This window comes from Mesorhizobium sp. WSM1293 (genome assembly GCF_000513875.1).
In the GTDB taxonomy this organism is placed as follows: Bacteria; Pseudomonadota; Alphaproteobacteria; order Rhizobiales; family Rhizobiaceae; genus Mesorhizobium; species Mesorhizobium ciceri.
This window is the reverse complement of sequence record NZ_AZUV01000031.1, coordinates 26,221-51,996: the sequence shown is the minus strand read 5'-3', so window position 1 is coordinate 51,996 and position 25,776 is coordinate 26,221. Positions and strand designations below refer to the sequence as shown.

At 61.9% G+C, this 25,776-nt stretch carries 24 protein-coding genes; 17 read left to right on the top strand and 7 right to left on the bottom strand.

Annotated elements, in window-relative coordinates; genetic code table 11:
- Positions 1–288 precede the first annotated feature (288 nt).
- Entirely contained in the window at positions 289–2,970 is a 2,682-nt protein-coding gene (locus M729_RS0127365; protein ID WP_027163464.1) for a DNA translocase FtsK, read from the top strand.
- Positions 2,971–3,073: 103 nt separating this feature from the next.
- On the opposite strand, the gene M729_RS1000000138575 is transcribed toward M729_RS0127365, so the two are convergent.
- Positions 3,074–3,457, bottom strand: a complete 384-nt coding sequence (locus M729_RS1000000138575) for a hypothetical protein (protein WP_156949344.1) — start codon at positions 3,455–3,457, stop codon at positions 3,074–3,076.
- A gap of 345 nt (positions 3,458–3,802) precedes the next feature.
- Entirely contained in the window at positions 3,803–4,459 is a 657-nt protein-coding gene (gene fsa / locus M729_RS0127360; protein ID WP_024504222.1) for a fructose-6-phosphate aldolase, read from the bottom strand.
- A gap of 90 nt (positions 4,460–4,549) precedes the next feature.
- Between fsa and M729_RS0127355 the strand changes: the two genes are divergently transcribed.
- Complete coding sequence (locus tag M729_RS0127355; RefSeq protein ID WP_027163463.1) at positions 4,550–6,733, top strand: primosomal protein N'; 2,184 nt, start codon at positions 4,550–4,552, stop codon at positions 6,731–6,733.
- A gap of 12 nt (positions 6,734–6,745) precedes the next feature.
- Here the strand turns inward: M729_RS0127355 and M729_RS01000000135890 are convergent, their stop codons facing one another.
- Together M729_RS01000000135890 and M729_RS0127345 are read right to left on the bottom strand one after the other, a co-directional pair.
- Entirely contained in the window at positions 6,746–7,201 is a 456-nt protein-coding gene (locus tag M729_RS01000000135890; RefSeq protein WP_024504224.1) for a type II toxin-antitoxin system VapC family toxin, read from the bottom strand.
- Positions 7,198–7,440: a type II toxin-antitoxin system Phd/YefM family antitoxin gene (locus M729_RS0127345; RefSeq protein WP_024504225.1), complete on the bottom strand. Its 243-nt coding sequence runs from the start codon at positions 7,438–7,440 to the stop codon at positions 7,198–7,200. The genes M729_RS01000000135890 and M729_RS0127345 overlap by 4 nt, the downstream gene beginning before the upstream one ends.
- 66 nt (positions 7,441–7,506) lie before the next feature.
- Here M729_RS0127345 and M729_RS0127340 point away from each other — a divergent pair, with 66 nt between their 5' ends.
- The 7 genes from M729_RS0127340 (at position 7,507) to M729_RS0127310 (ending at position 14,119) form a co-directional block, all read left to right on the top strand.
- A complete protein-coding gene (locus tag M729_RS0127340) occupies positions 7,507–8,202 on the top strand; it encodes an aspartate/glutamate racemase family protein (RefSeq protein WP_024504226.1) in 696 nt (231 codons plus the stop codon).
- A gap of 95 nt (positions 8,203–8,297) precedes the next feature.
- Positions 8,298–8,693, top strand: a complete 396-nt coding sequence (locus M729_RS0127335) for a DUF4345 family protein (RefSeq protein WP_013529034.1) — start codon at positions 8,298–8,300, stop codon at positions 8,691–8,693.
- 246 nt (positions 8,694–8,939) lie between these two features.
- Entirely contained in the window at positions 8,940–9,500 is a 561-nt protein-coding gene (locus M729_RS0127330; RefSeq protein ID WP_013529035.1) for a F0F1 ATP synthase subunit delta, read from the top strand.
- The gene (gene atpA / locus M729_RS0127325; protein ID WP_013529036.1) at positions 9,500–11,029 is read left to right on the top strand and encodes a F0F1 ATP synthase subunit alpha; all 1,530 of its coding nucleotides are present in this window, start codon (positions 9,500–9,502) and stop codon (positions 11,027–11,029) included. Before M729_RS0127330 ends, atpA begins: the two co-directional genes overlap by 1 nt.
- 32 nt (positions 11,030–11,061) lie before the next feature.
- On the top strand, positions 11,062–11,946 hold the full coding sequence (locus M729_RS0127320; protein WP_013529037.1) for a F0F1 ATP synthase subunit gamma: 885 nt from the start codon (positions 11,062–11,064) through the stop codon (positions 11,944–11,946).
- Positions 11,947–12,016: 70 nt separating this feature from the next.
- Positions 12,017–13,609, top strand: a complete 1,593-nt coding sequence (gene atpD / locus M729_RS0127315; RefSeq protein ID WP_027163462.1) for a F0F1 ATP synthase subunit beta — start codon at positions 12,017–12,019, stop codon at positions 13,607–13,609.
- 102 nt (positions 13,610–13,711) lie between these two features.
- Positions 13,712–14,119 carry a F0F1 ATP synthase subunit epsilon gene (locus M729_RS0127310; RefSeq protein ID WP_013529039.1) on the top strand — a complete coding sequence of 136 codons (408 nt, stop codon included), beginning with the start codon at positions 13,712–13,714 and terminating at the stop codon, positions 14,117–14,119.
- Positions 14,120–14,170: 51 nt separating this feature from the next.
- Here the strand turns inward: M729_RS0127310 and M729_RS0127305 are convergent, their stop codons facing one another.
- The gene (locus M729_RS0127305) at positions 14,171–15,691 is read right to left on the bottom strand and encodes a mannitol dehydrogenase family protein (protein ID WP_027163461.1); all 1,521 of its coding nucleotides are present in this window, start codon (positions 15,689–15,691) and stop codon (positions 14,171–14,173) included.
- A 95-nt stretch (positions 15,692–15,786) separates the two neighbouring features.
- On the opposite strand from M729_RS0127305, the gene uxaC reads away from it, so the two are divergent.
- The 8 genes from uxaC to M729_RS0127265 all read left to right on the top strand — a co-directional run bounded on the left by uxaC (position 15,787) and on the right by M729_RS0127265 (position 23,084).
- A complete protein-coding gene (gene uxaC, locus M729_RS0127300) occupies positions 15,787–17,247 on the top strand; it encodes a glucuronate isomerase (protein ID WP_050596359.1) in 1,461 nt (486 codons plus the stop codon).
- Between the two features lie 33 nt (positions 17,248–17,280).
- Positions 17,281–18,258, top strand: a complete 978-nt coding sequence (locus M729_RS0127295) for a TRAP transporter substrate-binding protein (RefSeq protein WP_024504231.1) — start codon at positions 17,281–17,283, stop codon at positions 18,256–18,258.
- A 59-nt stretch (positions 18,259–18,317) separates the two neighbouring features.
- Positions 18,318–18,845 (top strand): TRAP transporter small permease, encoded by a 528-nt coding sequence (locus M729_RS0127290; protein WP_024504232.1) that lies wholly within the window; start codon positions 18,318–18,320, stop codon positions 18,843–18,845.
- Entirely contained in the window at positions 18,846–20,126 is a 1,281-nt protein-coding gene (locus M729_RS0127285; protein ID WP_027163459.1) for a TRAP transporter large permease, read from the top strand. It abuts the gene before it with no gap.
- Between the two features lie 104 nt (positions 20,127–20,230).
- Positions 20,231–21,004, top strand: coding sequence for a FadR/GntR family transcriptional regulator (locus M729_RS0127280; RefSeq protein ID WP_027163458.1), 774 nt, complete (start codon positions 20,231–20,233; stop codon positions 21,002–21,004).
- 22 nt (positions 21,005–21,026) lie between these two features.
- The gene (kduI, locus tag M729_RS0127275; protein WP_024504235.1) at positions 21,027–21,878 is read left to right on the top strand and encodes a 5-dehydro-4-deoxy-D-glucuronate isomerase; all 852 of its coding nucleotides are present in this window, start codon (positions 21,027–21,029) and stop codon (positions 21,876–21,878) included.
- A complete protein-coding gene (kduD, locus tag M729_RS0127270) occupies positions 21,875–22,633 on the top strand; it encodes a 2-dehydro-3-deoxy-D-gluconate 5-dehydrogenase KduD (RefSeq protein ID WP_027163457.1) in 759 nt (252 codons plus the stop codon). The genes kduI and kduD overlap by 4 nt, the downstream gene beginning before the upstream one ends.
- Positions 22,634–22,745: 112 nt before the next feature.
- The gene (locus tag M729_RS0127265) at positions 22,746–23,084 is read left to right on the top strand and encodes a cupin domain-containing protein (protein ID WP_024504237.1); all 339 of its coding nucleotides are present in this window, start codon (positions 22,746–22,748) and stop codon (positions 23,082–23,084) included.
- Positions 23,085–23,141: 57 nt separating this feature from the next.
- Here the strand turns inward: M729_RS0127265 and M729_RS0127260 are convergent, their stop codons facing one another.
- On the bottom strand, positions 23,142–24,209 hold the full coding sequence (locus tag M729_RS0127260; protein WP_084652736.1) for a glycosyltransferase family 2 protein: 1,068 nt from the start codon (positions 24,207–24,209) through the stop codon (positions 23,142–23,144).
- 19 nt (positions 24,210–24,228) lie between these two features.
- A complete protein-coding gene (locus M729_RS0127255; RefSeq protein WP_084652735.1) occupies positions 24,229–25,449 on the bottom strand; it encodes an FAD-dependent oxidoreductase in 1,221 nt (406 codons plus the stop codon).
- Positions 25,450–25,776 lie beyond the last annotated feature (327 nt).

Here is a 25,776-nt window from a genome sequence, read left to right as displayed (position 1 = left end):
ACGGTCTGGCGCCCCAGGCATGACGGGATGATCGTGGGATCATGACCAGATTCCCGAACAGAGCCAGATTCTGAACAGAGATTGTCCGAAGAGACCCATCGGCCTGCTATAGCACAGCGAGTAGATCGCGCCACAGCGGTGGGTGCGGCGAGGCGACGATCGTGCCACGTCGCTCGCAGACTGCCACGAAGATTTTGGCGCTCAGGATCGTCGGCGACCCATCCGGGAAGCAACTGTTAACCACTCGCTCCCTATTGCTCGGCAGACATTTCAGAGTGAGTCTTGAGAATGGAAGCCAAGCGTTTTTCCCGGGTCAATTTGTCGACGGCCGCATCGCCTGATGATCCCGAGGGGAAGCGCTCCGAGAGCATCGGCGACAGGGGTGGTCAGCGAAGTTCTTCCGCGGCAAGCGACCTTGATCGTCCGGCTCGCAAGGAAACGGCCGGCCGGCAGCCCGCCACACGCCAGGCCGGCTATTCCGCGCCGGTGGTCGATCTCGGCGGCAACAAGCGGCCCTATATGGAGCCGCGGAGTGGCTCCGACGACACGCCTTCGAAAATCGGCGATATCGAGAGCCCTGCCTGGCAGGAATATTTCTTCCTTGCACCCAACGTGCGTTTTACACGCACGCCGGATTATGAGGCCAGGAAGCATCATCCGCAGCACGAGCGTGTCGTCGAACACGGCGCGACGCGCCCGGCACAGCAAGCCGTTGCGCAACCCATGGTCGGCAGGGCGTCCTCCGCGCCCTCGCTCCTGGCATTGCCGGCGTCGGTGAAAAGCCCTGCCTCCCAGCCGCAGACTGGGCAGGCCACGCAAGGGCCACTGCCGCCGGCTGCTGCTTTTGTCCCGTCCGTGCGCGCCAGGGAGAAGGTGCCAGCCGTTGCGCCGGTGCCGCCGAGGACGGTCGCAACGGGACGGGCATCCGCGCGTGCGTCCGTTGCTCCGGGCGCCCCGACCAAAACCGAAAGGCAGCGCTGGCCCTATCTTTCGGATCATGCCTTCTTCGAGGCTATGGCACCCTATCTGGTCGACGTTTCGCCGTCGGCCCGGCAAACCGGTTCAGCGTCGCCTGCGCCGCTCGCCGCAGCGCCAGTCACCACCATGCCGATCGACATCCGCCCGACGACAGGGACCGATGCCACCGCCTTGTTTCGTGTCATCGACTGCCTGCCGGGCCAGGCCTTGAAGCCGTTGCCGGATGTTTGGCCGGCCAATTCGAACCAGGCCGTCGCCCAACCTGACGTGCCGGCGAGCAATGCGCTGTCGCCGGTCCAGCCTGTCATAATTCCAGCCGCCAAAAGCGATGCCGTTTCCGCGCCGGCCGCGCCAAATGCGAACGTCCCTGCCAAGGCCGTTGGCGCCCGCTCTGCACGCTTGCCTGGGGCTGGAAAGGTGGTGCTGTCAACCGCGGGCGATCCCTACGAGCTTCCCTCGGAAGAGCTGTTGCAGCAGCCACCGGAGGGACAAGGTTTCTACATGTCGCAGGAGCGGCTCGAGCAGAACGCGGATCTGCTGGAAAGCGTGCTCGAAGACTTCGGCGTGCGTGGCGAGATCATTCATGTTCGTCCCGGCCCGGTCGTCACGCTCTATGAGTTCGAACCGGCGCCGGGCGTCAAATCTTCTCGCGTCATCGGGCTTGCCGACGATATCGCCCGCTCCATGTCGGCGATTTCGGCGCGCGTCGCCGTCGTGCCCGGCCGCAACGTCATCGGCATCGAGCTCCCGAACGAGATGCGCGAAACCGTCTATTTCCGGGAGCTGATCGAATCGGAGGGCTTCCGCAAGACGAGCTGCAAGCTGGCGCTGTGTCTCGGCAAGACGATCGGCGGCGAGCCTGTCATTGCCGAGCTGGCGAAGATGCCGCATTTGCTCGTTGCAGGAACCACCGGCTCCGGCAAGTCGGTTGCCATAAACACCATGATCCTGTCGTTGCTCTATCGGCTGAAGCCGGAAGAATGCCGGCTGATCATGGTCGATCCCAAGATGCTCGAGCTGTCCGTCTATGACGGCATTCCGCATCTGCTGACGCCCGTCGTCACCGATCCCAAAAAAGCCGTCACCGCGCTGAAATGGGCGGTGCGCGAGATGGAGGACCGGTATCGCAAGATGGCCAGGCTCGGCGTGCGCAACATCGATGGCTACAACGAGCGCGCCGCCGCTGCCCGCGACAAGGGCGAAACCGTCGTCATGACGGTGCAGACCGGCTTCGAAAAGGGCACCGGCGAGCCGCTTTTCGAACAGCAGGAAATCGACCTCGCGCCGATGCCCTACATCGTCGTCATCGTCGACGAGATGGCCGACCTGATGATGGTCGCCGGCAAGGAGATCGAAGGCGCGATCCAACGTCTGGCGCAGATGGCACGCGCTGCCGGTATTCACCTGATCATGGCAACGCAGCGCCCCTCGGTCGACGTCATCACGGGTACGATCAAGGCCAATTTCCCAACCCGGATTTCCTTCCAGGTGACATCCAAGATCGACAGCCGCACCATCCTGGGCGAGCAGGGCGCCGAGCAGCTGCTTGGCCAGGGCGACATGCTGCACATGATGGGTGGGGGACGCATTTCCCGCGTGCACGGTCCCTTTGTCTCCGACGCGGAGGTCGAGCATGTGGTCGCGCATCTGAAGGTACAGGGCCGCCCCGAATATCTGGAAACCGTGACGGCCGACGAGGATGAGGAAGAGGAGGAAGACGACCAGGGCGCGGTCTTCGACAAGGGATCGGTTGCAGCCGAAGACAGCGATGCGATCTACGACGAGGCGGTCAAGGTGGTGGTGCGCGACAAGAAGTGTTCGACCTCCTACATCCAGCGCCGCCTCGGCATCGGCTACAACCGCGCCGCATCCCTGGTCGAGCGTATGGAAAAGGAAGGATTGGTCGGCGCACCCAACCATGTTGGCAAACGCGAAATCATCATGGGCCGGCGCCAGCCGGCGACCGTGCCTGAGGATGACGGCGCGGACTGAGCGACCCCGGCCGTTATGGGATCATGCTTCAGGGGATGCTTCAGCTGCGGGTCAAGCTCGTGAATTCCATCACCTATCCCAGCCTAAACCTTAAGCATCTACACTAGCGGTTAGTGACGGCCTTTCCAATGCTGACGACCACATAGGATAACCGGCCAATGACATGCCCGAAGAAATAGATGCACAGTCCCAAATATGTAAGCAACGCAATCACAAATAGCTTCTCACCTAACGCAACATTCGTCACGAAGCCTTGAGGCAACAGGGCAAGAATCCAACCGAAGTGAAGGCCCCAGCTACACCCCCATTGACCACACGTCCGGTTGGCACTCAGCACCGTTGCGCCAAGCCACACGACCGAAATCACTATGAAACTCACCCACGAATAACGTTTGTCCCGAATGAGGCCGTAGATTGAAAATGCCTTTGCGAAAGCGAGTCCTATTGATGCAAGAACAGAAAAGGCGATTGAGATTAGAAGGCTCATGTTCGACCCAGTAGCTAAAACATCGAAGCTACAGCCAGCACCTTTACAAAGGGTTCGACCAAGTCATCGTTTTTTAAGTTCGTCGAAGGGCATCTCTCTAGCGTGATATCCAGGGTATGCTTCAGCAGCGTGTCGATCTGGTGAACTCGATCAAATATCCTGTTTTGAACTTGTCGCTCTCGATTTCAGCTGGATGCAATGCTGCGATGCAGTAAAGCCAAAAGAGCTAGTGCAAGGCACGCAAAAACAAAGACATGGAAAGTCACCCCACCCGCAGCACATAAAAAAGACCGGTTGCCCGGTCTTTTTTCACTGCAAGCGCATTGGCCTCAGCCGATCGCCATCTCAGCCAATCGATTGGCCGGTCTTTGCCCAGTCGGCGAGGAAGGCGGCGAGGCCCTTGTCGGTCAGCGGATGGTTGACCAGCGCCTTCAGCGTCGCCGGCGGGGCGGTCACAACATCGGCGCCGATGAGTGCCGCCTGCTTGACGTGGTTCACGGTGCGCACGGAAGCGACGAGGATCTCGGTCTGGAAATCGTAATTATCATAGATCTGCCGGATTTCCTGGATCAGCTCCATGCCGTCGATGCCGATGTCGTCGATGCGGCCGACGAAGGGCGAGATGAACGAGGCGCCGGCCTTGGCCGCAAGCAGCGCCTGGTTGGCCGAAAAGCACAGCGTGACATTGACCAGGCGGTTCATCTCGGTGCGGATCGTCTTGCAGGCCTTGAGGCCGTCCAGCGTCAGCGGCACCTTGATGCAGACATTGTCGGCGATCTTGGCCAGAACCTTGGCCTGCTGCATCATCTCGGAATATTCGGTGGCGGTGACTTCAGCCGAGACCGGACCCTTGACGATGTCGCAAATCTGTTTGGTGACCTCGGCGATCTTGCCGCCGGATTTGAGGATCAGCGACGGATTGGTGGTGACGCCGTCGAGCAGCCCCAGATCGTTCAGCTCACGGATATCCTTGACGTCGGCGGTGTCGACAAAAAATTTCATGGCGGGTCTCCTGAAGATTTTCATGTGCATGTCATGCACATTTGGGGTCGGCCTTTGATCTAGACCAAAGTCAGGGCAAGGTCACGCCTCATGATCGAAGATTCGCCCTTTGTCGCAGCCGCACCGGTGCTGGTGCCGATGCCCGCCGAACGCCCCTACACCTACGCCGTGCCGGCCGGCATGCGCGTGGTGCCGGGCTCGATCGTGCGTGTGCCGCTCGGGCCGCGCCAGGTCGCCGGCATCGTCTGGGATGGCGCGGTCGAGAAGGTCGACGCGAAAAAGCTGCGCCCCATCGAACAGGTCTTCGACTGCCCGCCGATCGACCGCGCGATGCGCCGTTTCGTCGACTGGGTGGCGCAATACACGCTGTCGCCGCCGGGGATGGTGGCGCGCATGCTGCTCAGGGCGCCGGAAGCATTCGACCCCGAACCGTGGATCGAGGGGCTGCAGCGCACGCTTCTCGCACCCGACCGCATGACGGGCGCCAGGCAGCGCGTACTGGAGACGGCCGAAGGCGGGCTCGCGTGGACGCGATCCGGCCTCGCCCATGCCGCAGGCGTGTCGTCGACGGTGATCGACGGCCTGAGGGCGCAAGGCGTGTTCGAGACGGTGATGATCCCGCCGCGCCCGGTGGTGGCCGCGCCCGATCCCGGCTACGCCATACCGGAACTGATGCCGGACCAGAGCGCCGCGGCGCAGATGCTGCGCGCCAATGTCGCAGCCGGCGTGTTCAACGTCGCGTTGCTCGACGGCGTCACCGGTTCGGGTAAGACCGAGGTCTATTTCGAGGCGGTGGCGGCTGCGCTCGACCAGGGCAGGCAGGTTCTGATCCTGCTGCCGGAAATCGCGCTGACGCATGCCTTTCTCGAGCGCTTCCAGCAGCGCTTCGGGGCGAAGCCGGGCGAATGGCATTCCGACCTGCCGCCGCGGATGCGCGAGCGGGTTTGGCGGCAAGTGGCGGAGGGCGGCGTGCGCGTCGTCGCCGGCGCACGCTCGGCGCTGTTCCTGCCGTTCAAGGAACTCGGCCTGATCGTCGTCGATGAGGAGCACGATCCTGCCTACAAGCAGGAGGACCGCGTCTTCTACAATGCGCGCGACATGGCCGTGGTGCGCGGCCATATCGGCAGCTTTCCGGTGGTGCTGGCGTCGGCGACACCATCGGTCGAAAGCCGGGTCAATGCGAGCCAAGGTAAATACAACAGAGCCGTTCTTTCCGCTCGCTTCGCCGAGGCAGCACTTCCTCATCTGAAGGCGGTCGACATGCGGCGGGCGCCGCCGGCGCGCGGCGGCTTCCTGTCGCCGGTTCTGCTCGATCAGATGCGCCAGACGCTGGAGAGGCAGGAGCAATCGCTGCTGTTCCTCAACCGGCGCGGCTATGCGCCCTTGACGCTGTGCCGGGTTTGCGGCCATCGCTTCGGCTGCCCGGTCTGCTCGGCCTGGCTGGTCGAGCATCGCTTTCGCGGCCAGCTGGTCTGCCATCATTGCGGGCACAATGAGCGCCGCCCCGAGGCCTGCCCGGAATGCGGCACGCTGGATCATCTGGTCGCCTGCGGACCGGGCGTCGAGCGGATCGCCGAAGAGGTCGTTACGCATTTCCCCGACGCGCGCACCATCGTCTTGTCGTCGGACCTGATGGGCGGCGTGCGGCGGCTGCGGCTGGAGCTGGAGGCGATCGCCGATGGCGAGGCCGACATCGTCATCGGCACGCAGCTCGTCGCCAAGGGCCACAATTTTCCCAACATGACTTTGGTCGGCGTGGTCGATGCCGATCTAGGCCTGGCCAATGGCGATCCGCGGGCCGCCGAGCGCACGTTCCAGCTGCTCAGCCAGGTGACCGGCCGCGCCGGCCGCACCGGCAAGAAGAGCCTTGGGCTTTTGCAGACCTTCCAGCCGGATCATCCGGTGATGCGGGCGATCGTTTCCGGCGATTCGGAAGCCTTTTACGAGCGCGAGATCGCCGAGCGCGAACGGGCGGCCTTGCCGCCTTTCGGCCGGCTGGCCGGCGTCATCGTCAGTGCGGTGACGCGGGCGGAAGCCGAGGGCCATGCCCGCGGCCTGCGCCGAGCCGCGCCCGAGGCGACGGACCTGTTTGTGCTGGGGCCGGCCGAGGCGCCGCTGTCACTGCTCGGTGGGCGCCACCGCTTCCGGCTGCTGATCCAGGGCGAGCGGCGCGCCGACATGCAAGGGTTTATTCGTGCGATGCTGGCCAACGGGCCGAAGCAGCGCGGTTCGGTTCGGGTGCAGGTCGATATCGACCCGCAGAGTTTTTTGTGACTTTGGAGTGCATTAGTCTGGTGCTGGCGGGTCTTGAAGTATGTTCCAGCACCAGACGTCTAGCGCTTCGAAATGCCTGATGTTGGCTGTGATCACAGTAAGTTCGTTGATTGCCGCTGTAGCGGCGATCAGTATGTCCGCAAGACCCGGATTCTTCCCTTGGGCAGAGGCCGCTTCCTCCATCTGGCCTGCTCTTCGCGCCACATCGGCGTCGACCGCCAGGATTTGATCTGCGAATCCTTCAATGACATTGTTGAGCCAATCGGTGAGACTCTCCGCTCGTTTTGTAGCCCCCGCGCGATAGAGCTTGCATATCCCTTTCTCGATTTCAGTAATTGCTATGGCAGGGACGAACAGCGTCTGCTTTTCACCTTGGGTTGTGATCCAAGTGGAGACCTCTCTTGCTAGGGCGGGCCTTCCAGGTGCGAAGGCGGATAAAATAGACGTATCGATAAGATAGCGGCTCAAAGATCGATATCCCGCGACGGTGATGGATTCCTCTCGAGCTCGATCCCTCCGGGATATGTCAAAAGAAACTCTCCGAAGTTGCGGCGCTTGACGGGGTAAAGCTTCTGCATGTCCTCGACAGAAACGATCGCCGCAGCTGGCTTGCCGTGCTTCGTAATGATGGTTGGCTCACCGTTTTCCGCGGCTTCGACGAGCGCCGAGAACCCGGCTTTGGCTTCTCGAACCTGCATCGTTTTCATAGCGGCTCTCCTTGTGGTCTCATGTGGTCATAATATAGGAATTGCCCTGGGAAAGGAACAGCCATCATGAAAACCCTTGGCCTTCTCGGCGGCATGAGCTGGGAATCCACCGCCATCTACTATCGCCTGCTCAACGAGATCGTGCGCGATCGGCTGGGCGGCTTGCATTCTGCCAAACTCCTGCTGTGGTCCTTCGACTTCGCCGAGATCGCCGAGCGGCAGCATCACGGCGATTGGGACGGTGCCGGCGTGCTCCTCGTAGAAGCGGCGCGCAAGCTTGAGGCCGGCGGCGCGGAAGGTCTGCTTTTGTGCACCAACACCATGCACAAACTGGCCGATCAGGTGCAGGCGTCGGTGTCGATCCCGCTGATCCACATCGCCGATGCCACCGCAGTGGCGGTCAAGCGTGCCGGAATGCAGCGTCCGGCGCTGCTGGCGACGCGCTTCACCATGGAGCAGGATTTCTACAAAGGCCGGCTCGCTGACAGATTTGGCTTGGACCCCGTGGTGCCTGATGCGGCCGGGCGCGACATGGTGCACCGTGTCATCTACGAGGAACTGTGCCAGGGCATCGTCACCGAAACATCCAAGGCGGCCTATATCGCCGAGACAGAACGCCTGCGCCGCGAAGAGGCGGCCGACAGCGTCATCATGGGCTGCACCGAGATCACCATGCTCATCGGCCAGCAGGATTTCGACATCCCGGTCTTCGACACGACGCGCATCCATGCCGAGGCGGCTGTGGAATTCGCGCTCGGTTGATGCGCGCTGCCTAAAGTACCTGGACCCATCTGGCGCGGGGGCTTTCCTCCGTTAGAATGCCCGGAATTTCAAAACAGGCATTTCGAGGGGACAAGATGGATTTTGCGCTTCCATGGCCGACGAGCCAGGGCGAATGGCTGGCTTGGTCGAGCGCCGTCTTCACGGTGCTGCTCGGGCTTTTGTTCTTCCTGGCGCCGGGTCTCGCCTTTCGTGCCCTGCGCCTGCAGGTCAAGCCAGAGAAGGCTGCGGCGATCGCCGAGGGGCGCGGCAGGATGTCGGGCTTTTATCTGGGTGTCGGCCTGTGCTGTATCCTGCTGGCGCAGCCGCTGATCTACATGGCGCTTGGCTTCTCCTGGCTGTTCACTGCCTTCGGCCGGCTGCTGTCGATGATGTCTGATGGCGCCAACACGCCTTTCAATTGGGTTTCCATTGTGCTGGAATTGGTCCTGGCGGCGTTGCCGCTCGCCTTCGCCTTCGGCTTTCTGCCCTGAATCATTGGGTATTCCGCGATCGAAGACGGGCGACTTTCGCCGGATGCGACAATAGTGCCTGAAAACCATGCGGAACGACGCATTGCGGTCTTAAAATGCCTGTGCTAGACGGCAATCGACTTTCGGCCGGGGATAGCGGAAGCCGCGCCTCCGTGCTCGAAAAAATGCAGTAAGGTCAAAGATTTAGCCAGAGTTTTTGCTCGCGCCAACAATCTACGGCCTGTCAGACAAGAGAAAAGACGGTCCGTGGCTCAATCGTCATCGCCAATCTCAGGTGTCGCAGAACGCTATGCGGGTTCGCTGTTCGAACTCGCCCTGCAGGCAAATTCCGTGGCCAAGGTCGAAGCCGACCTCAACAGTTTCGAAATCATGCTCGCGGGCAGCGCTGATCTCACCCGGCTGATCAACAGCCCGGTGTTCTCCAGCGAGGACCAGGCGAAGGCCATCGCGGCGATCGCTGACAAGGCCGGGATCACCGGCCTTACCGGAAATTTCCTGCGCGTCGTCGCCCGCAACCGCCGGCTGTTCGCCATTCCCGGCATGATCAGGGCGTTCCGCCAGATATCAGCCGAACACCGTGGCGAGACCGCTGCTGAAGTGACGTCGGCTCACGCGCTGACGGCTGTCCAGCAGACCGAACTCAAGGCGGCGCTGAAGAGCGTTGCCGGCAAGGATGTGGCTATCTCCGTCACCGTCGATCCGTCGCTGCTCGGCGGGCTGGTGGTCAAGATGGGCTCGCGCCAGATCGATACGTCGCTCAAAACCAAACTCAATTCGCTCAAGCTTGCACTGAAAGAGGTCGGCTGATGGACATCCGCGCCGCGGAAATTTCCGCAATTCTGAAAGACCAGATCAAGAATTTCGGCAAGGAGGCCGAGGTCTCCGAAGTTGGACAGGTGCTGTCCGTCGGTGACGGTATCGCTCGTGTCTACGGCCTCGACAATGTTCAGGCCGGCGAGATGGTCGAATTCCCCGGCGGCATCCGCGGCATGGCGCTCAACCTCGAAGCCGACAATGTCGGCGTCGTCATCTTCGGCGCCGACCGCGACATCAAGGAAGGCGACATCGTCAAGCGCACCGGCGCCATCGTCGACGTTCCCGTCGGTCCAGGCCTGCTCGGTCGCGTCGTCGACGCGCTCGGCAATCCGATCGATGGCAAGGGTCCGATCAAGGCAGTCGAGCGCAAGCGCGTCGACGTCAAGGCGCCCGGCATCATTCCGCGCAAATCGGTGAACGAGCCGATGTCGACCGGCCTCAAGGCCATCGATGCGCTGATCCCAGTCGGTCGCGGCCAGCGCGAGCTGGTCATCGGCGATCGCCAGACCGGCAAGACCGCCATCATCCTCGACACGATGCTCAACCAGAAGTCGGTGCACGACAACGGCCCCGAGAAGGAAAAGCTCTACTGCGTCTACGTCGCCGTCGGCCAGAAGCGCTCGACCGTCGCGCAGTTCGTCAAGGTGCTGGAAGAGCGCGGCGCGCTCGAATACTCGATCATCATCGCCGCCACCGCTTCCGACCCGGCGCCGATGCAGTTCCTGGCGCCGTTCGCCGGCTGCACCATGGGTGAATATTTCCGCGACAACGGCATGCACGCGCTGATCAGCTATGACGATCTGTCGAAGCAGGCCGTCGCCTATCGCCAGATGTCGCTGCTGCTGCGCCGCCCGCCGGGCCGCGAAGCCTATCCGGGCGACGTGTTCTACCTGCACTCGCGCCTGCTCGAGCGCGCCGCCAAGCTCAACGACGATCTGGGCGGCGGGTCGCTGACCGCTCTGCCGATCATCGAGACGCAGGCCAACGACGTGTCGGCCTACATCCCGACCAACGTGATCTCGATCACCGACGGCCAGATCTTCCTCGAAACCAACCTGTTCTTCCAGGGCATCCGTCCTGCGGTGAACGTCGGTCTATCGGTGTCGCGCGTCGGCTCGGCCGCGCAGATCAAGGCGATGAAGCAGGTTGCCGGCTCGATTAAGGGCGAGCTCGCGCAGTACCGCGAAATGGCGGCCTTCGCGCAGTTCGGCTCGGATCTCGACGCTGCCACGCAGCGCCTGCTCAACCGCGGATCGCGCCTGACCGAACTCCTGAAGCAGCCGCAGTTCTCGCCGCTGAAGACGGAAGAGCAGGTCGCGGTGATCTTCGCCGGCGTCAACGGTTATCTCGACAAGCTGCCGGTCAACCAGGTCGGCAAGTTCGAGCATGGCCTGCTCAGCCACATGCGTGCGGCCGGCAAGGACGTTCTCGACGCCATCCGCAAGGAAAAGGCACTGTCGGACGATCTGCGCGCCAAGCTGAAGGCCGAGATCGACGCTTTCGCCAAGACCTTCGCCTGAGCGAAGCGACAAGACGGGATCAGGTTTGAAGCATGCCTTCATTAAAAGACCTTCGTAACCGTATCGCCTCGGTCAAGGCGACGCAGAAGATCACCAAGGCGATGCAGATGGTCGCTGCGGCGAAGCTGCGCCGTGCGCAAGAGGCTGCGGAAGCGGCGCGCCCCTATTCGGAGCGCATGGGTTCCGTGCTGGCCAACATCACCCAGGCGATCGGCGGCGGTGGCGATGCCCCGGCGCTGATGACCGGCACCGGCAAGGATGATGTGCATCTGCTCGTCGTCTGCACCGCCGAGCGCGGCCTGTGCGGCGGCTTCAATTCGCAGATCGCCCGTCTTGCCCGCGACCACATCCGCAAGCTTTTGGCCGACGGCAAGCAGGTCAAGATCATCTGCGTCGGCAAGAAGGGTTTCGACATCCTGCGCCGCGACTACGCGTCGCTGATCATCGATCGCGTCGATCTGCGCGAGGTCAAGACACTCGGTTTCGTCAATGCCGATGCCATAGCCAAGAAGGTCATCCATCTCTTCAACGAGGGCGGCTTCGACATCTGCACGCTGTTCTATTCGCAGTTCAAGTCGGTGATCAGCCAGATCCCGACCGCGCAGCAGATCATTCCGGCGGGCGTTGCTTCGGCTCAGGCGGAAGTGACGGATGGCGGCAACGCTGTCTATGAATACGAACCGGAGCCGGGCGAAATCCTCTCCGATCTCATTCCGCGCAACATCTCGGTGCAGGTTTTCCGGGCACTGCTCGAAAACGCGGCCGGCGAGATGGGCGCCAAGATGAGCGCCATGGACAATGCGACGCGCAACGCTGGCGAGATGATCAACAAACTGTCGATCACCTATAACCGCCAGCGGCAGGCGCAGATCACCAAGGAACTGATCGAAATCATTTCGGGCGCCGAGGCGCTCTAGGCGCGGTCCGCGGGTTTTTTGCCCGCGACCGGACCGCGTGAGAAACAAAGGACGAAAAAGGGTAAAGACGATGGCGAAAGCAGCGACCCCCCAGAAGGCAGCCCCCAAGGCCGCAGCCGCGAAGGCAGCAGCCCCCGCGAAGGCGGCAAAGGCTCCAGCAGCAGCCGCGAAGGCGGCCCCGGCCAAGGCAGCAGCACCGGCGAAGGCCGCAGCTGCCAAGACATCGGCAGTGGCCAGCAAGGCAACCGGCGTTGTCGGCAAGGTCCGCCAGGTCATCGGCGCCGTCGTCGACGTGCAGTTCGGCGATCACCTGCCGGCGATCCTGAACGCGCTCGAGACGACCAATGTCGGCAACCGTCTGGTGCTCGAAGTCGCCCAGCACCTGGGTGAAAACACCGTGCGCTGCATCGCCATGGACTCGACCGAAGGTCTGGTTCGCGGCCAGGAAGTGCGTGACACCGGCGCGCCGATCACCGTGCCGGTCGGCCCGGGCATGCTCGGCCGCATCATCAACGTCATCGGCGAGCCGGTCGACGAAGAAGGCCCGGTCGACGCGATCGAAATGCGCTCCATCCACCAGCCGGCTCCGACCTATGTCGAGCAGTCGACGGAAGCACAGATCCTGATCACCGGCATCAAGGTGCTCGACCTCCTGGCTCCCTACGCCAAGGGCGGCAAGATCGGCCTGTTCGGCGGCGCCGGCGTCGGCAAGACCGTGCTGATCCAGGAACTGATCAACAACATCGCCAAGGCGCATGGCGGCTATTCGGTGTTCGCCGGCGTCGGCGAGCGCACCCGCGAAGGCAACGATCTGTATCACGAGTTCATCGAATCCGGCGTCAACAAGAAGGGCGGCGGCGAAGGCTCCAAGGCCGCGCTCGTCTACGGCCAGATGAACGAGCCGCCGGGCGCGCGCGCCCGCGTCGGCCTGACCGGCCTGACGGTTGCGGAGTATTTCCGCGACCAGGGCCAGGACGTGCTGTTCTTCGTCGACAACATCTTCCGCTTCACGCAGGCGGGTTCGGAAGTGTCGGCTCTGCTTGGCCGTATCCCGTCGGCGGTGGGCTATCAGCCGACACTCGCCACCGACATGGGCGCGTTGCAGGAACGCATCACCACCACCACCAAGGGCTCGATCACGTCCGTGCAGGCCATCTACGTGCCCGCCGACGACTTGACCGATCCGGCGCCGGCGACCTCGTTCGCCCACCTTGACGCGACCACGACGCTGAACCGCGCCATCGCCGAAAAGGGCATCTATCCGGCCGTCGATCCGCTGGATTCGACCTCGCGCATGCTCGACCCGCTGGTCGTCGGCGACGAGCATTATGGCGTCGCCCGCCAGGTGCAGTCGATCCTCCAGCGCTACAAGTCGCTGCAGGACATCATCGCCATCCTGGGCATGGACGAGCTGTCGGAAGAAGACAAGCAGACCGTGGCCCGCGCCCGCAAGATCGAGCGCTTCCTGTCGCAGCCCTTCTTCGTCGCCGAAGTGTTCACCGGCGCCCCGGGCAAGCTGGTCGACCTCGCCGACACCATCAAGGGCTTCAAGGGCCTCTGCAACGGCGACTACGATCACCTTCCGGAAGCTGCCTTCTACATGGTCGGCGGCATCGAGGAAGCGGTCGAGAAAGCACAGCGCCTCGCGGCTGAAGCGGCGTAATCAAGCGAATAGCGAATAGGGAGTAGCGAATAGGGAATATGGGCCGGCGAATTCTTCTTCTGACTACTCGCTGCTCGCTATTCGCTATTCGCTAAATTGATAATGGCTGAAGCTTTCAAGTTCGAACTGGTCTCGCCGGAGCGCCTGCTTGTTTCCGAGCAGGTTGAATCCGTCGTCATTCCGGGCGCCGAAGGCGAGATGACCGTGATGGCGCATCACGCGCCGGTCATGACCACGATCAAGCCGGGTGTCGTCACCGTGAAAACCGCAGCGGGCGGCGAAGAACGCTATGTGGTGTTCGGCGGCTTCGCCGACATCGTTCCGGCCGGCTGCACGCTGCTGGCGGAATCGGCTGTCGCGGTGAAGGATGTCGACCGCGCCGATCTCGCGCGCCGCATCCAGGAAGCCAAAGAAGACGCCACTGATGCCAAGGACGACGAGGCTCGCAGCAAGGCGGAACAGTTCCTTAGCCAGCTCACCACGCTGGAAGGCGCCATCCTGCCGGCTTGAAATTCGGTTCGATGAAAGAGTAAAAAGCGGGGCCTTGCCTCGCTTTTTTGTTTAAATGCCCAAGGCTGCGAAAGCCAATGTCGGGCCGTCTCGTCGCAGGTGGACGAGATGCACGGCCACGAGCTCGATCAAGGTCTGGCGCTCGGCATGGTCCCTGGCGAAGCCGGCGAGGTCGAACACCGCGGTCACGGTTTCGTTCGCCGGCAGTTGCTCGCCCAAAAGTGCCGTCAACGCCGCGTCGAGCGGATCGGTGAAATGGCCCTCCGGCAAGGTTTTTCCTCGTGCGGCGCAAGCAGCGATCCAGGCAGCCACCACCAACGTGAGATGGACCAGCTCGGTACCGGCTTCTAGACATTCGATGGCGGAAGCGACGATGCGCTGCGGCAATTTCTGGCTGCCGTCATTGGCGATCTGAGCCGTACGGTGGGCAAGTGCAGTGTTGGAAAAACGCTCAGCGAGCTCCGCGGTATAAGCGCTCGTGTCGAGTCCGGCATCCTCGGGCAGGGTCGGGATGGCTTCGGCCCACAATGCATCGACGAATTGCCGGATCGCCGGGTCGGCGAAGGCGCGGTCGACGGTGGCATGACCGCTGAGCAGGCCAAGATAGGCGATGGCCGAATGCGAGCCGTTGAGCAGCCTGAGCTTCATGTCCTCGAACGGGCCGACGTCGCGAACCATGGTGACGCCGAACTGTTCCCAGTCCGGGCGGCCCGCTGGGAAATTGTCTTCGACCACCCATTGGCAGAACGGCTCGGTCATGACAGGCCAAGCGTCCTCGGCACCGAGTTCTTCAGCGATCCGCGCCCGATCGGCATCGGTGGTTGCCGGCACGATGCGGTCGACCATGCTTGAAGGAAAGGCGACCTGATGGGCGATGTGATCGGCAATTCCGACATCACTCGATTGGGCGAGCCCGGCATCTCGCAACTGGGCGAATTCAACCAACAGCCGATGCAGCGTGGCGCCGTTGGCCGGCAGATTGTCGCAACAGAGCACGGTAAAGGGCGGCGTGCCGGCGGCGCGTCGCCGGGCAAGCGCCTCGGTCAGGAAACCATGCGCCGTCTTCGGCATCTGCGGATTGGCCAGATCATGGGCGATATCGGGATGAGCAGCGTCCAATCCGCCGCCAGCCGCCCTCAGATAGGCCTTTTCGGTGATCGTAAGCGTGACGATGCGGGTGCGCGGATCGGTCAGCGCGGCCAGTACCGCGCCCGGATCCTCCGGCGCCACCAGCATCGCGGTAATCGAGCCGATGACCTGAAGTTTTTCGGTTCCACTGCTTCTGATCGCCAGCGTATAGAGCCCATCCTGCGGCGTGAGTGCGTCGCGCGTGTCGGCGCTGCGCAGCGAAACGCCTGTTATGCTCCAATCCGTCTCGCCGGCCGCCAGGCAATCGTCGACATAGGCGGCCTGGTGGGCGCGATGGAAGGCGCCGACGCCAAGATGCACGATGCCCGGGACGATGCGGCTGCGGTCATACGAAGGCGTCGCGATCGAAGCCGGCAGTGCGCGCACCGTCTTCGTGGAAAGGCGTTCGGTCGTCGTGGTGCGACTGGTCTGGTCGGATGACATGAGTGGCCTCGGCAGGGATCGGCAAAGCGGCGTAACATTCGATTTCCCGCCACACAATGGGCCGAAAAGTCATCATACAACAATCTAATTTTTGTATGTTGACATTATTTCTTGCCGCCCCTACCGATAGCGGCCCTGGGAGGATTGCCGTGCCACTGACCGATGCGGATCTGCTGTTTCCCGCCGATGCGCATTCGCGCTCGGTTGCCCGCGATCTCTATGCCGGGATCAAGGACCTGCCCCTGGTCAGCCCGCATGGCCACACGGATCCGCGTTGGTATGCGCTGAACGAGCCTTTTCCGGATCCGGCGCAACTTCTCATCGTTCCGGATCACTACATTTTCCGCATGCTGTTCAGCCAAGGCATCCGCCTTGAGGATCTCGGCGTGGCGACGCTGGACGGCGCGCCTGTCGAGACAGACGGCCGGACGATCTGGCGTCGTTTTGCCGAGCACTATTATCTGTTTCGGGGCACACCGACCCGGCTGTGGTTCGATCATGTGCTTGCCGATCTGTTCGGCATCGACGAGCCGCTGACCGCAGCGACCGCCGACCGCCACTACGATACCATCGCGACGCTGCTGCAGTGGGAGAATTTCCGCCCGCGCGCCCTGTTCGAGCGCTTCAACATCGAGGTCATCGCGACCACGGAAGGCGCGCTCGACGATCTCAAATGGCACCAGATGATCCGCGACAGCGGCTGGCAGGGCCGTGTGGTCACCGCTTACCGTCCCGACGCCGTCGTCGATCCCGACTTCGAGGGGTTTTCAACCAATCTCGACCGGCTCGGCGAGATCACCGGCTGCGACACCGGCAGCTGGGCAGGCTATCTCGATGCGCATCGCCAGCGGCGCGCCTTCTTCAAAAGCTTCGGCGCGACCTCGTCCGACCATGGCCATCCGACGGCCGAGACCGCCAATCTTTCGGATGCTGCAGCGCAGGAGCTGTTCAATCGCGTTCGCCGTGGCTCCGACGACGAGCGCGAACGGAAACTGTTCCGCGCCCAGATGCTGACCGAGATGGCCAAGATGAGCCTCGACGACGGGCTGGTGCTGCAGATCCATCCCGGCTCCTGGCGCAATCATTCGTCGGCTGTTTTCCAAAAATTCGGCCGCGACAAGGGTTTCGATATCCCGACCCGGACCGACTATGTCACGGCGCTGAAGCCACTGCTCGACTGCGTCGGACTTGAGCGCGACCTCACAATCGTTCTCTTCACGCTCGACGAAACAAGCTATGCGCGCGAACTGGCGCCACTCGCCGGTGTCTACCCGGCGCTGAAGCTCGGGCCGGCCTGGTGGTTCCACGACAGCCCGGAAGGCATGCGGCGCTTCCGCGAGATGACCACCGAGACCGCCGGCTTCTACAACACCGTCGGCTTCAACGATGACACCCGTGCCTTTCCCTCGATCCCGGCGCGCCACGATGTGGCGCGGCGGGTCGACTGCGCGTTCCTGGCGCGTCTCGTCGCCGAGCATCGGCTGCGCGAGGACGAGGCGCATGAGCTGGCGCGGGAGCTTGCCTATACACTTGCGAAAAAGGCCTACCGGCTCTGAGCCGGGCGCTTTGGTTTTTAAAGGGAGGAAGTCATGTTGCATCTTTCGAAATTGACGGCAGTCACATTCGTTTTCGGCTCGTTGCTGGTCGGCATCGCCAACGCCGAAACCGTGCTGCGGTCGTCCGATACCCATCCCGACGGCTATCCAACCGTCGAAGCGGTCAAATATATGGGCGAGCTGATCAAGCAGCGCACCAATGGCCGCTATTCGGTCGAGGTCTATCATTCGGCGCAGCTCGGCGAGGAGAAGGACACGATCGAGCAGACGCAGACCGGCGTCATCGATCTCAACCGCGTCTCGATGGGGCCGTTCAACGGCATCGTTCCGCAAACCGCGGTGCCGTCGCTGCCCTACATGTTCCGCTCCGTCGAGCATATGCGCCATGTCATGGACGGGCCGATCGGGGACGAGATCCTGAAAGCCTTTGAGACTCACGACCTTGTCGGTCTCGCCTTCTACGATTCCGGGGCACGCTCCTTCTACAACACCAAGAAGGACATCACCTCGATGGCCGACATGAAGGGCATGAAGTTCCGCGTCATCCAGTCCGACGTGTTCGTCGACATGGTCAATGCGTTGGGCGCCAACGCCACGCCGATGGCCTATGGCGAGGTCTATTCGGCTTTGCAGACAGGCGTCATCGACGGCGCCGAGAACAACTGGCCGAGCTTCGAATCCGCCAAGCATTTCGAGGTCGCCAAGCATTACACGCTCGACCAGCACCAGATCGTGCCCGAGGTTCTGGTGATGTCGAAGGCGAGCTGGGACAAGCTCGCCCCGGAAGACCAGGCGATCGTGCGGCAGGCGGCCAAGGACAGCGTCGTCAAGATGCGTGAATTGTGGGACGCGCAGGAGAAGAAGTCCCGCGACATCGTCGAGAAAGCCGGCGTCAAGGTCAGTGAGATCGACAAGCAGCCGCTGATCGATGCGATGAAGCCCGTCTACGAGAAATATCTCTCGACCCCCGAGTTGAAAGATCTCGCCGCGCGCATCCAGGCGACCAAATAATCCGTTCGCGGCAATGGTGGCGCGAGCTTGTGCGCCACCGTCCAGGGGGAAGCGCGCATATGAAACCATTCTGGCTGGCAATAGAACGGCTGCTGTCAATGCTGGCGAGGCTTGCGCTGTGGGTCAGCGGCATCGGACTGACGCTGATGACCGTGATCATCTTCTGGCAGGTGTTCTCACGCTATGTGCTCAACAGTTCGCCAAGCTGGACGGAACCCTTCTCGGTGATTTTGATGGGGTGGTTCATCTTTTTGGGCGCGGCCGTCGGTGTCCGCGAACGCACGCATCTGGGCTTCGATGTGCTGCTCTATTTCCTGCCGCCCGCCGCAAAGGCGGTACTGCGCAGCATTTCGGATGTCGTCGTGCTCGCCTTCGGTCTCGGCATGATCGTCTACGGCGCCCAGCTCACCCGGCTGACATGGAACACGGTGATGCCGTCTCTCGCTTTCCCGGGCGGCGTCAGTTTCCTGCCGGTCATCCTGGGCGGCGCGCTTGTCTGCCTGTTTTCGCTCGAGCGGCTTGCCGGGCGGTTTGCCGGACTGCCGGTCGATGCCGATCAATACGCCACGGGCGAGGAGGGTCTCTAGATGGCATTGACGGTTCTGTTCGGCACCTTCGTCTTTCTTCTGATCATCGGCACACCGATCGCCTTCTGCCTCGGTGTCGCCAGCTTCGCCACGGTTCTGGTGCTGGGGTTGCCGCCGCTGGTGGTGTTCCAGCGCCTCAACTCCGGTGTCAGCGTGTTTTCGCTGATGGCCATCCCGTTCTTCATCTTCGCCGGTGACCTGATGGTGCGCGGCGGCATTGCCGCCCGCCTTGTTGCGCTCGCCGGGGCGTTGGTCGGCCACCTGCGAGGCGGGCTCGGCCAGGTCAACATCGCCGCCTCGATCATGTTCGGCGGCATTTCCGGCTCGGCGGTGGCCGATGCCTCGGCGGTCGGCGGGCTGATGATCCCGCAGATGAAGGCGCGCGGCTACGGCGTCGATTATGCTGTCAACATCACTTCGGTCGGCGCCATCATTGCGCTGCTGATACCGCCTTCGCACAACATGATCATTTATTCGATTTCGGCCGGCGGCCGGATCTCGATCGCCGATCTGTTCACCGCCGGCATCATACCGGGCCTGCTGCTGGCGCTATCTCTGATGGTCACGGCCTATTGGGTCGCCAGCCGCCGCGCCTATCCGACCGAGCCGTTCGCCGGCTTCGGCAGGGCGTTGCAATTGCTCGTTGCCGCAATTCCCGGGCTGATCCTGATCGGCATCATCTTCGGCGGCGTTCGCTCCGGCGTCTTCACCGCCACCGAAAGCTCCTGCATCGCCATCGTCTATGCTTTCCTGGTGACCCTGCTGATCTATCGCTCAATGAGCTGGAACGACTTCGTCACCGCGACCACCGCTGCCGTGCGCACAACCGCAATGGTGCTGATGATCATCGGCTGCGCCGCCGCCTTTGGCTGGCTGCTGGCCTATCTCCGGGTGCCGGCCGCTCTGGTCGCCTTCCTGCAGTCGGTATCCGACAACAAGCTGGTCATCCTGCTGTTGATCAACGTCGTGCTTCTCATCCTCGGCACGTTCATGGACATGTCGCCGCTGATCATCATCACCACGCCGATCTTCCTGCCGGTGGTCATGGCCTACGGCGTCGATCCGGTGCATTTCGGCGTGATCCTCATTCTCAATCTCGGCATCGGCTTGTGCACACCGCCGGTGGGGGCAGTGCTGTTCGTCAGCTGTGCGATCGGCCGGATCCCGATCTGGACGGCGATGCGTTCGATCTGGCCATTCTATGGGGCGGCTTTCGCTGTGTTGATGCTTGTCACCTACGTGCCGGAAATTTCGTTGTGGTTGCCGCACCTGTTCCACTAGAGCAGTTCACGGGAACGGCGAACTGCTCTAACCCTTTGTTTTGACGCAATTCCGGACGGAAACCGTTTCACATTTTTCCTGGAATTGCTTTAGGAGACCATCACGTGTCCGCTGCATCCGCCGATCTCAGGGTCGAGAGAAAACCCAAGCTGTCGGAGACCGTCGTTGCGGCGATCCGCAAGCAGCTGCAGGCGGGCGAAATCCTGCCTGGCCACAAATTGCCGACCGAGAGCCAGCTGACCGAGACCTTCGGCGTCAGCCGCACCGTCATCCGCGAGGCGCTGGCCAAGCTTGCCGCCGACGGCCTGGTCGAGTCGCGTCAAGGCGCCGGCGTCTTCGTCACCGAGCATATCTCGACGATGTTCGGAGCGCTTGCCGCCGACATGGGAGCCAAGGATTCGATCGCGCTCAACGTGCTCGAGGTACGCCTGGCAATCGAGATCGAGTCGGCCGGGATCGCCGCTATTCGCCGCAACGCCGCGCAGGAGGCGGCGATCCAGGAAGCCTTCTTCGAATTCGAGCGGCTGCTGCTTGCCAGCGAGCCGACCGGCCCGGCCGACCTCGCCTTCCACCGCGCCATCGCCAGCGCGACCAACAACCCGTTCTATGTCGAGATGCTCGACGTGCTCGGCCGGCGCGCCATTCCGTGCGACGTGACCTCGCCCTGGTCGACCGAACTGGCGCAATCCGACAGCTACCAGCGCGGGCTGCAGCGCGAACATCTGGTGATCCTCAATGCGATCACATCGGGCGATGCCGAAGCGGCGCGCGAGGCAATGCGCGCGCACCTCACAGCCAGCCAGCAGCGCTACCGCGAACGCCTGCATGCGCGGCAGGCTTTCTATGCCAGTTCGGTCAGGGCAGCCGCCGGCGAATGACCCATTTCAAGTCAGGACGAAAATGAGCCAGAGCCATACCGATTACACATCCCGCTTTGCCATAGACCCGGTTGCCGCCGCGGCGATGGGAACCGATGAACTCCGTCACAATTTCCACATTGACGGCCTGTTCCAGTCCGGCCGCATCAGCCTGACCTACACCCACTACGACCGCATGATCGTCGGCGGCGCCGTGCCGATAGGCTCGCCGCTCCAACTGGAGGCGATCAAGCCGACCGGCACCAAAGGTTTCCTCGACCGGCGCGAGTTGATCGCCGTCAACATCGGTGGCGTGGGCGTCATCACGACCGGCGGCCAGTCCTTCGAATTGCAGGCGCGCGACATGCTCTATCTCGGCATGGGCACACAGGATGTGTCCTTCGCCTCAGCGGACGAGGGGGCGCCGGCGAAGTTCTATCTGCTCAGCGCGCCGGCGCATCTTGCTCATCCCAGCCGGCTGATCCGCATCGGCGATGCAAAGCGCCTCGATCTTGGCAGCAAGGATGCCTGCAACGAGCGTTCGATCTTCCAGTTCATCCATGCCGATGGCGCGAAGACCTGCCAACTGGTGGTCGGCATGACCCAGCTGGCGCCGGGCTCTATCTGGAACACCATGCCTTGCCATGTGCATGACCGGCGCATGGAGGCCTATCTCTATTTCGACCTGGCCGAGACGGCGCGCGTCTTCCACTTCATGGGCGAGCCGGACGAAACGCGCCATATCGTCATGGCCAACGAAGAGGCCGTGCTGTCGCCGGGCTGGTCGATCCACTCCGGCGCCGGCACTTCCAATTATGCGTTCATCTGGGCGATGGCCGGCGACAATGTCGACTACACCGATGTCGACCCGGTGGCGTTGGGCGATCTGCGGTGAGCGACCCCTTCAGCCTTGCCGGAAAACGTATCCTGGTCACCGGCGCCAACACCGGCATCGGCCAGGGCATCGCCGTATCGATCGCACGCGCCGGCGGCACGGTGATCGGCGTCGGTCGCTCGTCGATGGACGATACGGCCAGAAAGATCGCAACGATGGGCGGGCAATTCGAGGCGGTGAGCGCCGATCTTGCCGACACGTCAGCCGCCGGCCCCTTGCTCGACCGCGTCTGGGACGAAAGCGGCCCGCTCGACGGGCTGGTCAACAATGCCGGCATCATCCGGCGCGCCGATGCCGTCGATCTCAGCGAGGCCGATTGGGACGACGTCATGGACGTCAATCTGAAGACGGTTTTTTTGCTCTGCCAAAGCTTTGCCAGGCGTGCCTTGGCCGCTGAGCGGAAAGGCAAGATCGTCAACATTGCCTCGGTGCTGAGCTTTCAGGGCGGCATTCGCGTGGCGTCCTACACCGCCTCGAAGCATGGCGTGCTCGGCATCACCCGGCTGCTTGCCTGCGAATGGGCGCAAAAAGGCATCAACGTCAACGCTATCGCGCCAGGCTATATCGAAACCAACAACACGCAGGCGCTGCGCGCCGATCCCGACCGCAGCGCCGCTATCCTGGCGCGCATCCCGGCCGGTCGCTGGGGCGAGGCGGGCGACATTGGCGATGCCGCCGTCTTCCTGCTGGCGCCGGCGTCGAACTACATGCATGGCGCGGTGGTGCCGGTGGATGGCGGCTGGCTGGCGCGCTAGCGTGGTTCGTCGTTTCGCGGAAACGCTGAACCGCGCTATCTCATTGTTTTAACGCAATTCCGGACGGAAAACCGTTTCACACTTTTCCTGGAATTGCTCTGAGGAGACAACGATGACGAAGCCGAAGATTTTCGCGCATGCCGGCGAGGGCGCCTGGACGACAACGCCGGACGGCAACAGGCGACGCGTTCTCCTGCACACCGACGAGCTGATGCTGGTCGAATTCGGCTTCGACAAGGGTGGCGTCGGCGCCCTGCATTCGCACCCGCATGTCCAGGCAAGCTACGTCGCCGAAGGCCGCTTCGAGGTGACCATCGACGGCCGGAGCGAAATCGTTGGGACGGGCGGGAGCTTCATCGTGCCGTCGGGCCTGATGCACGGTGTCAAGGCGCTGGAAGCGGGGCGGCTGGTCGACAGCTTTACGCCGCACCGGGCCGATTTCCTCGTCTGAGCGCGCCAGCGCCACGCGTGCCCGCTCGTGCTGCTCTCTTGGGTTTCGGTTGCCCGGTTAGCGGATTCCAAAGAAACGGCGAATTTTTTCCCTTGGCCTCATCTGTTCACGCCGGAAGGCTAAAAGATCGGCTTCCAGTTTGGAGTTCTTTTCTCTTAGCGTTTTGATCTCAGCAGAGAGCGCCCGATCGTATTCATTGGATTGCAGGATGGCAGGGAGTTCCAAAAGATGCATGCTCCCTTCGGTCGCAAGGCGTTGAAGGCATTCGATCATAAGCGAGCCACCTGCGTGAGGTGAATGTGCCAAATAGTGATAGCTCTGATTTGGCCTGATAACAGCAATCCGATCAAGGATAAACTGGTGGAAAAAGAAACGCTCTTCAGCGGTGCTACAGACCGGCATTACAGCCTCAAGAAGCCCGGTGTATAACGTGGTCCAGGACCCGCGTTTGCGCTCATCGGGCCATTCAAACCACTGTTTGTGATAGTTTTCTTCATGGTCCAGGCGATAGTAGAGCGTCTCCGGAATCCGAATGAAACTGCCCCACCGCAAGACCTTTGCCAACCATACAAATATTTCGGAAAGCCCACGATACTCATCGGCTCGAATGAGCCCGGCCTGCCTGATGGCGTCGCGACGGAGCAGACCCCGCACGGCCACAGGCTCCTTTTGCTCAATGTGCTGCCGGAGGCGGTGAAGTGTGTCCCCCTCGATCGACGCGGCTATATCCATACCGGTCCGTCCACCCATCCATTTACAGTCGGCGTAAACGGCCGCCGCATCTGGCTTTTCCCAGGCGGTACGAACCAATCTTTCGAAGAAGTCCGCTGTGGTTGTGTCGTCGTGCTGACGATAGCAGAAGAACTCGCCGAGTGGCTGTTTCAGCAACCAGTTAAGATTTCCAAACCAGTCGAGCCGTTCTTGATGGACAATCATTCTAAACCGATTGTCGTCGAGGAATGGCCGGCATTTCTCGGCCGTTGCGAGGTCGTTTCCGTCGACTGAAATTATGACCTCGAAGTCACGGAAAGTCTGTTGCTGAAGACATTTGAGTGCTCCCTCGATGTATTTCGTACCGTTATATACGGGCATCCCTACCGTAATTGTCGGCGTCAAACGTTTCATTCGCGATCCTTTGAGGTGTTCAGACGTCACCCGCTATCCTGGTCGCACACTGGTCGGCAAAATATGGTGCCATGGTGAGTTTGCCTGGATCTATTGAGTGATAGTTGCCCTTCGAAGTAATTCCAATCTGATATCGTTGATGCAGTTCGCTGTTGGTATCGTAGATGTCCGTTTCGCCCCAAGCAACGATAAGTCCACCTTTGACCAAGGCATCCGGCAAGTTCGCCGCATCGACTGCGGCTAGCGAGGGGACGATCTCCGTCATGGCGGCAATTGTTCGTGTGAGGATTTTTGTGCGGAGCGGCTCTGGCGGAAAGGTATCCCAGACCGGCGGCGTCACCTCGGTTGAATACCCATGGATGCATTCCGGGTACCAGGTAAGATATGTCAGCCGATCAGGATAACTGACCACTTCCCCGAATGGTCCAGAGACAAAGGTCGCACTGGGAGGACGCTCAAGTCCGTCCGGCAAGGTGAAGCTGATTCCGTATTTTAAGCGATGAAGCCAAGGCCGTGTCGGTTTCAGCCCCATTGTCGCATCAATCGCCAAACGCCCGTCCCAAAGAGCGTTCACTACGTGATCGAAAGCATCTACTTGAACGAAACCAGCCTTCTCACTCGTAACGCACAACCTATCATCGACGCTGTCAACCTTTGAAACCTGATGTCCGTGACGCACTTCGATGCGGCGATGGTCGGCAATTGCTCTCCTAAGGACCGATGCCAACGCTACCGGATTGATGGCGACTTCCGGCGTGTCGAAAGCTGCAAGCGCTGCGTCCGGGTTGAATCTTGTATCCCGCTCGCTGCTGGTCCATGCTCGCGGAGGCGCTGAAATATCCAATCCGAAGTAGTCGAACTCGCGTCCAGTTGATGCTTTCACAATCAACTCATGAACGTCCCGGAGATAATCCTCAACCGCTTGGGCCGAATGTTGGCTGTCTCGATGGACGACGTAAGCCGCGGGAACCGAGGTTGCTAAGGCGTGCGTCTCTATGCCTAGGTGCCGATGCATGAACGGTGCGAAGGCGAGAGCACCCTTCATCATGATCCGAGCTGTCGATAGGGACGGGTCACCCGCATACATGTATCCAAGATGGATCTTCCCCTCGTTCGCGACAGCTGTTCGACTGAGAATCGCATCGTTTCTATCGAAAAGGACTACGTCCATGCCTCGCTCGCCCAAAGCTAGAGCTGCGCAGCAGCCTTGAAGCCCCCCACCTAAAATAGCCACTCGCATTCCGGACCCCTAGCAACACAGCGCTGCGATCGACACTCCACAGGATTCCTTGATATCAAGGAGGCGCACTCGTCAACGAATTTGGTCATCTCGCGCCGCCGCGATCGCGGCACGTATCTAGGCAGCCGCCGGGTTAAGTGAGCGATATTGGCGACGCCGCCGCGTTTCCTGCTAGCGTCGGCGTCCGGCCATATGCATAGCGCGGTGTTTCGGGTGGTAGGTGGCTGGCAGGCGGGTAGAAGATCGAGTCGTGTGTGGAATGACCCGCACCTCAAAGGAGGCGCGGGTCTGTTGCCTGGGCGCTTGTGGCGCCACGGTACTCAAGAC

What these genes read in the sequence shown, in the direction of transcription:
- M729_RS0127255 (WP_084652735.1), bottom strand. Translation starts at nt 25,449, where the DNA reads ATGCGAGTGGCTATTTTAGGTGGGGGGCTTCAAGGCTGCTGCGCAGCT.
- M729_RS0127345 (WP_024504225.1), bottom strand. Translation starts at nt 7,440, where the DNA reads ATGAAAACGATGCAGGTTCGAGAAGCCAAAGCCGGGTTCTCGGCGCTC.
- M729_RS0127355 (WP_027163463.1), top strand. Translation starts at nt 4,550, where the DNA reads ATGATCGAAGATTCGCCCTTTGTCGCAGCCGCACCGGTGCTGGTGCCG.
- M729_RS0127365 (WP_027163464.1), top strand. Translation starts at nt 289, where the DNA reads ATGGAAGCCAAGCGTTTTTCCCGGGTCAATTTGTCGACGGCCGCATCG.
- M729_RS0127305 (WP_027163461.1), bottom strand. Translation starts at nt 15,691, where the DNA reads ATGTCATCCGACCAGACCAGTCGCACCACGACGACCGAACGCCTTTCC.
- M729_RS0127295 (WP_024504231.1), top strand. Translation starts at nt 17,281, where the DNA reads ATGTTGCATCTTTCGAAATTGACGGCAGTCACATTCGTTTTCGGCTCG.
- atpA (WP_013529036.1), top strand. Translation starts at nt 9,500, where the DNA reads ATGGACATCCGCGCCGCGGAAATTTCCGCAATTCTGAAAGACCAGATC.
- M729_RS1000000138575 (WP_156949344.1), bottom strand. Translation starts at nt 3,457, where the DNA reads ATGAGCCTTCTAATCTCAATCGCCTTTTCTGTTCTTGCATCAATAGGA.
- M729_RS0127320 (WP_013529037.1), top strand. Translation starts at nt 11,062, where the DNA reads ATGCCTTCATTAAAAGACCTTCGTAACCGTATCGCCTCGGTCAAGGCG.
- kduI (WP_024504235.1), top strand. Translation starts at nt 21,027, where the DNA reads ATGAGCCAGAGCCATACCGATTACACATCCCGCTTTGCCATAGACCCG.
- M729_RS0127285 (WP_027163459.1), top strand. Translation starts at nt 18,846, where the DNA reads ATGGCATTGACGGTTCTGTTCGGCACCTTCGTCTTTCTTCTGATCATC.
- M729_RS0127290 (WP_024504232.1), top strand. Translation starts at nt 18,318, where the DNA reads ATGAAACCATTCTGGCTGGCAATAGAACGGCTGCTGTCAATGCTGGCG.
- M729_RS0127310 (WP_013529039.1), top strand. Translation starts at nt 13,712, where the DNA reads ATGGCTGAAGCTTTCAAGTTCGAACTGGTCTCGCCGGAGCGCCTGCTT.
- M729_RS0127265 (WP_024504237.1), top strand. Translation starts at nt 22,746, where the DNA reads ATGACGAAGCCGAAGATTTTCGCGCATGCCGGCGAGGGCGCCTGGACG.
- atpD (WP_027163462.1), top strand. Translation starts at nt 12,017, where the DNA reads ATGGCGAAAGCAGCGACCCCCCAGAAGGCAGCCCCCAAGGCCGCAGCC.
- M729_RS0127335 (WP_013529034.1), top strand. Translation starts at nt 8,298, where the DNA reads ATGGATTTTGCGCTTCCATGGCCGACGAGCCAGGGCGAATGGCTGGCT.
- M729_RS0127340 (WP_024504226.1), top strand. Translation starts at nt 7,507, where the DNA reads ATGAAAACCCTTGGCCTTCTCGGCGGCATGAGCTGGGAATCCACCGCC.
- fsa (WP_024504222.1), bottom strand. Translation starts at nt 4,459, where the DNA reads ATGAAATTTTTTGTCGACACCGCCGACGTCAAGGATATCCGTGAGCTG.
- uxaC (WP_050596359.1), top strand. Translation starts at nt 15,787, where the DNA reads ATGTTGACATTATTTCTTGCCGCCCCTACCGATAGCGGCCCTGGGAGG.
- M729_RS0127260 (WP_084652736.1), bottom strand. Translation starts at nt 24,209, where the DNA reads ATGAAACGTTTGACGCCGACAATTACGGTAGGGATGCCCGTATATAAC.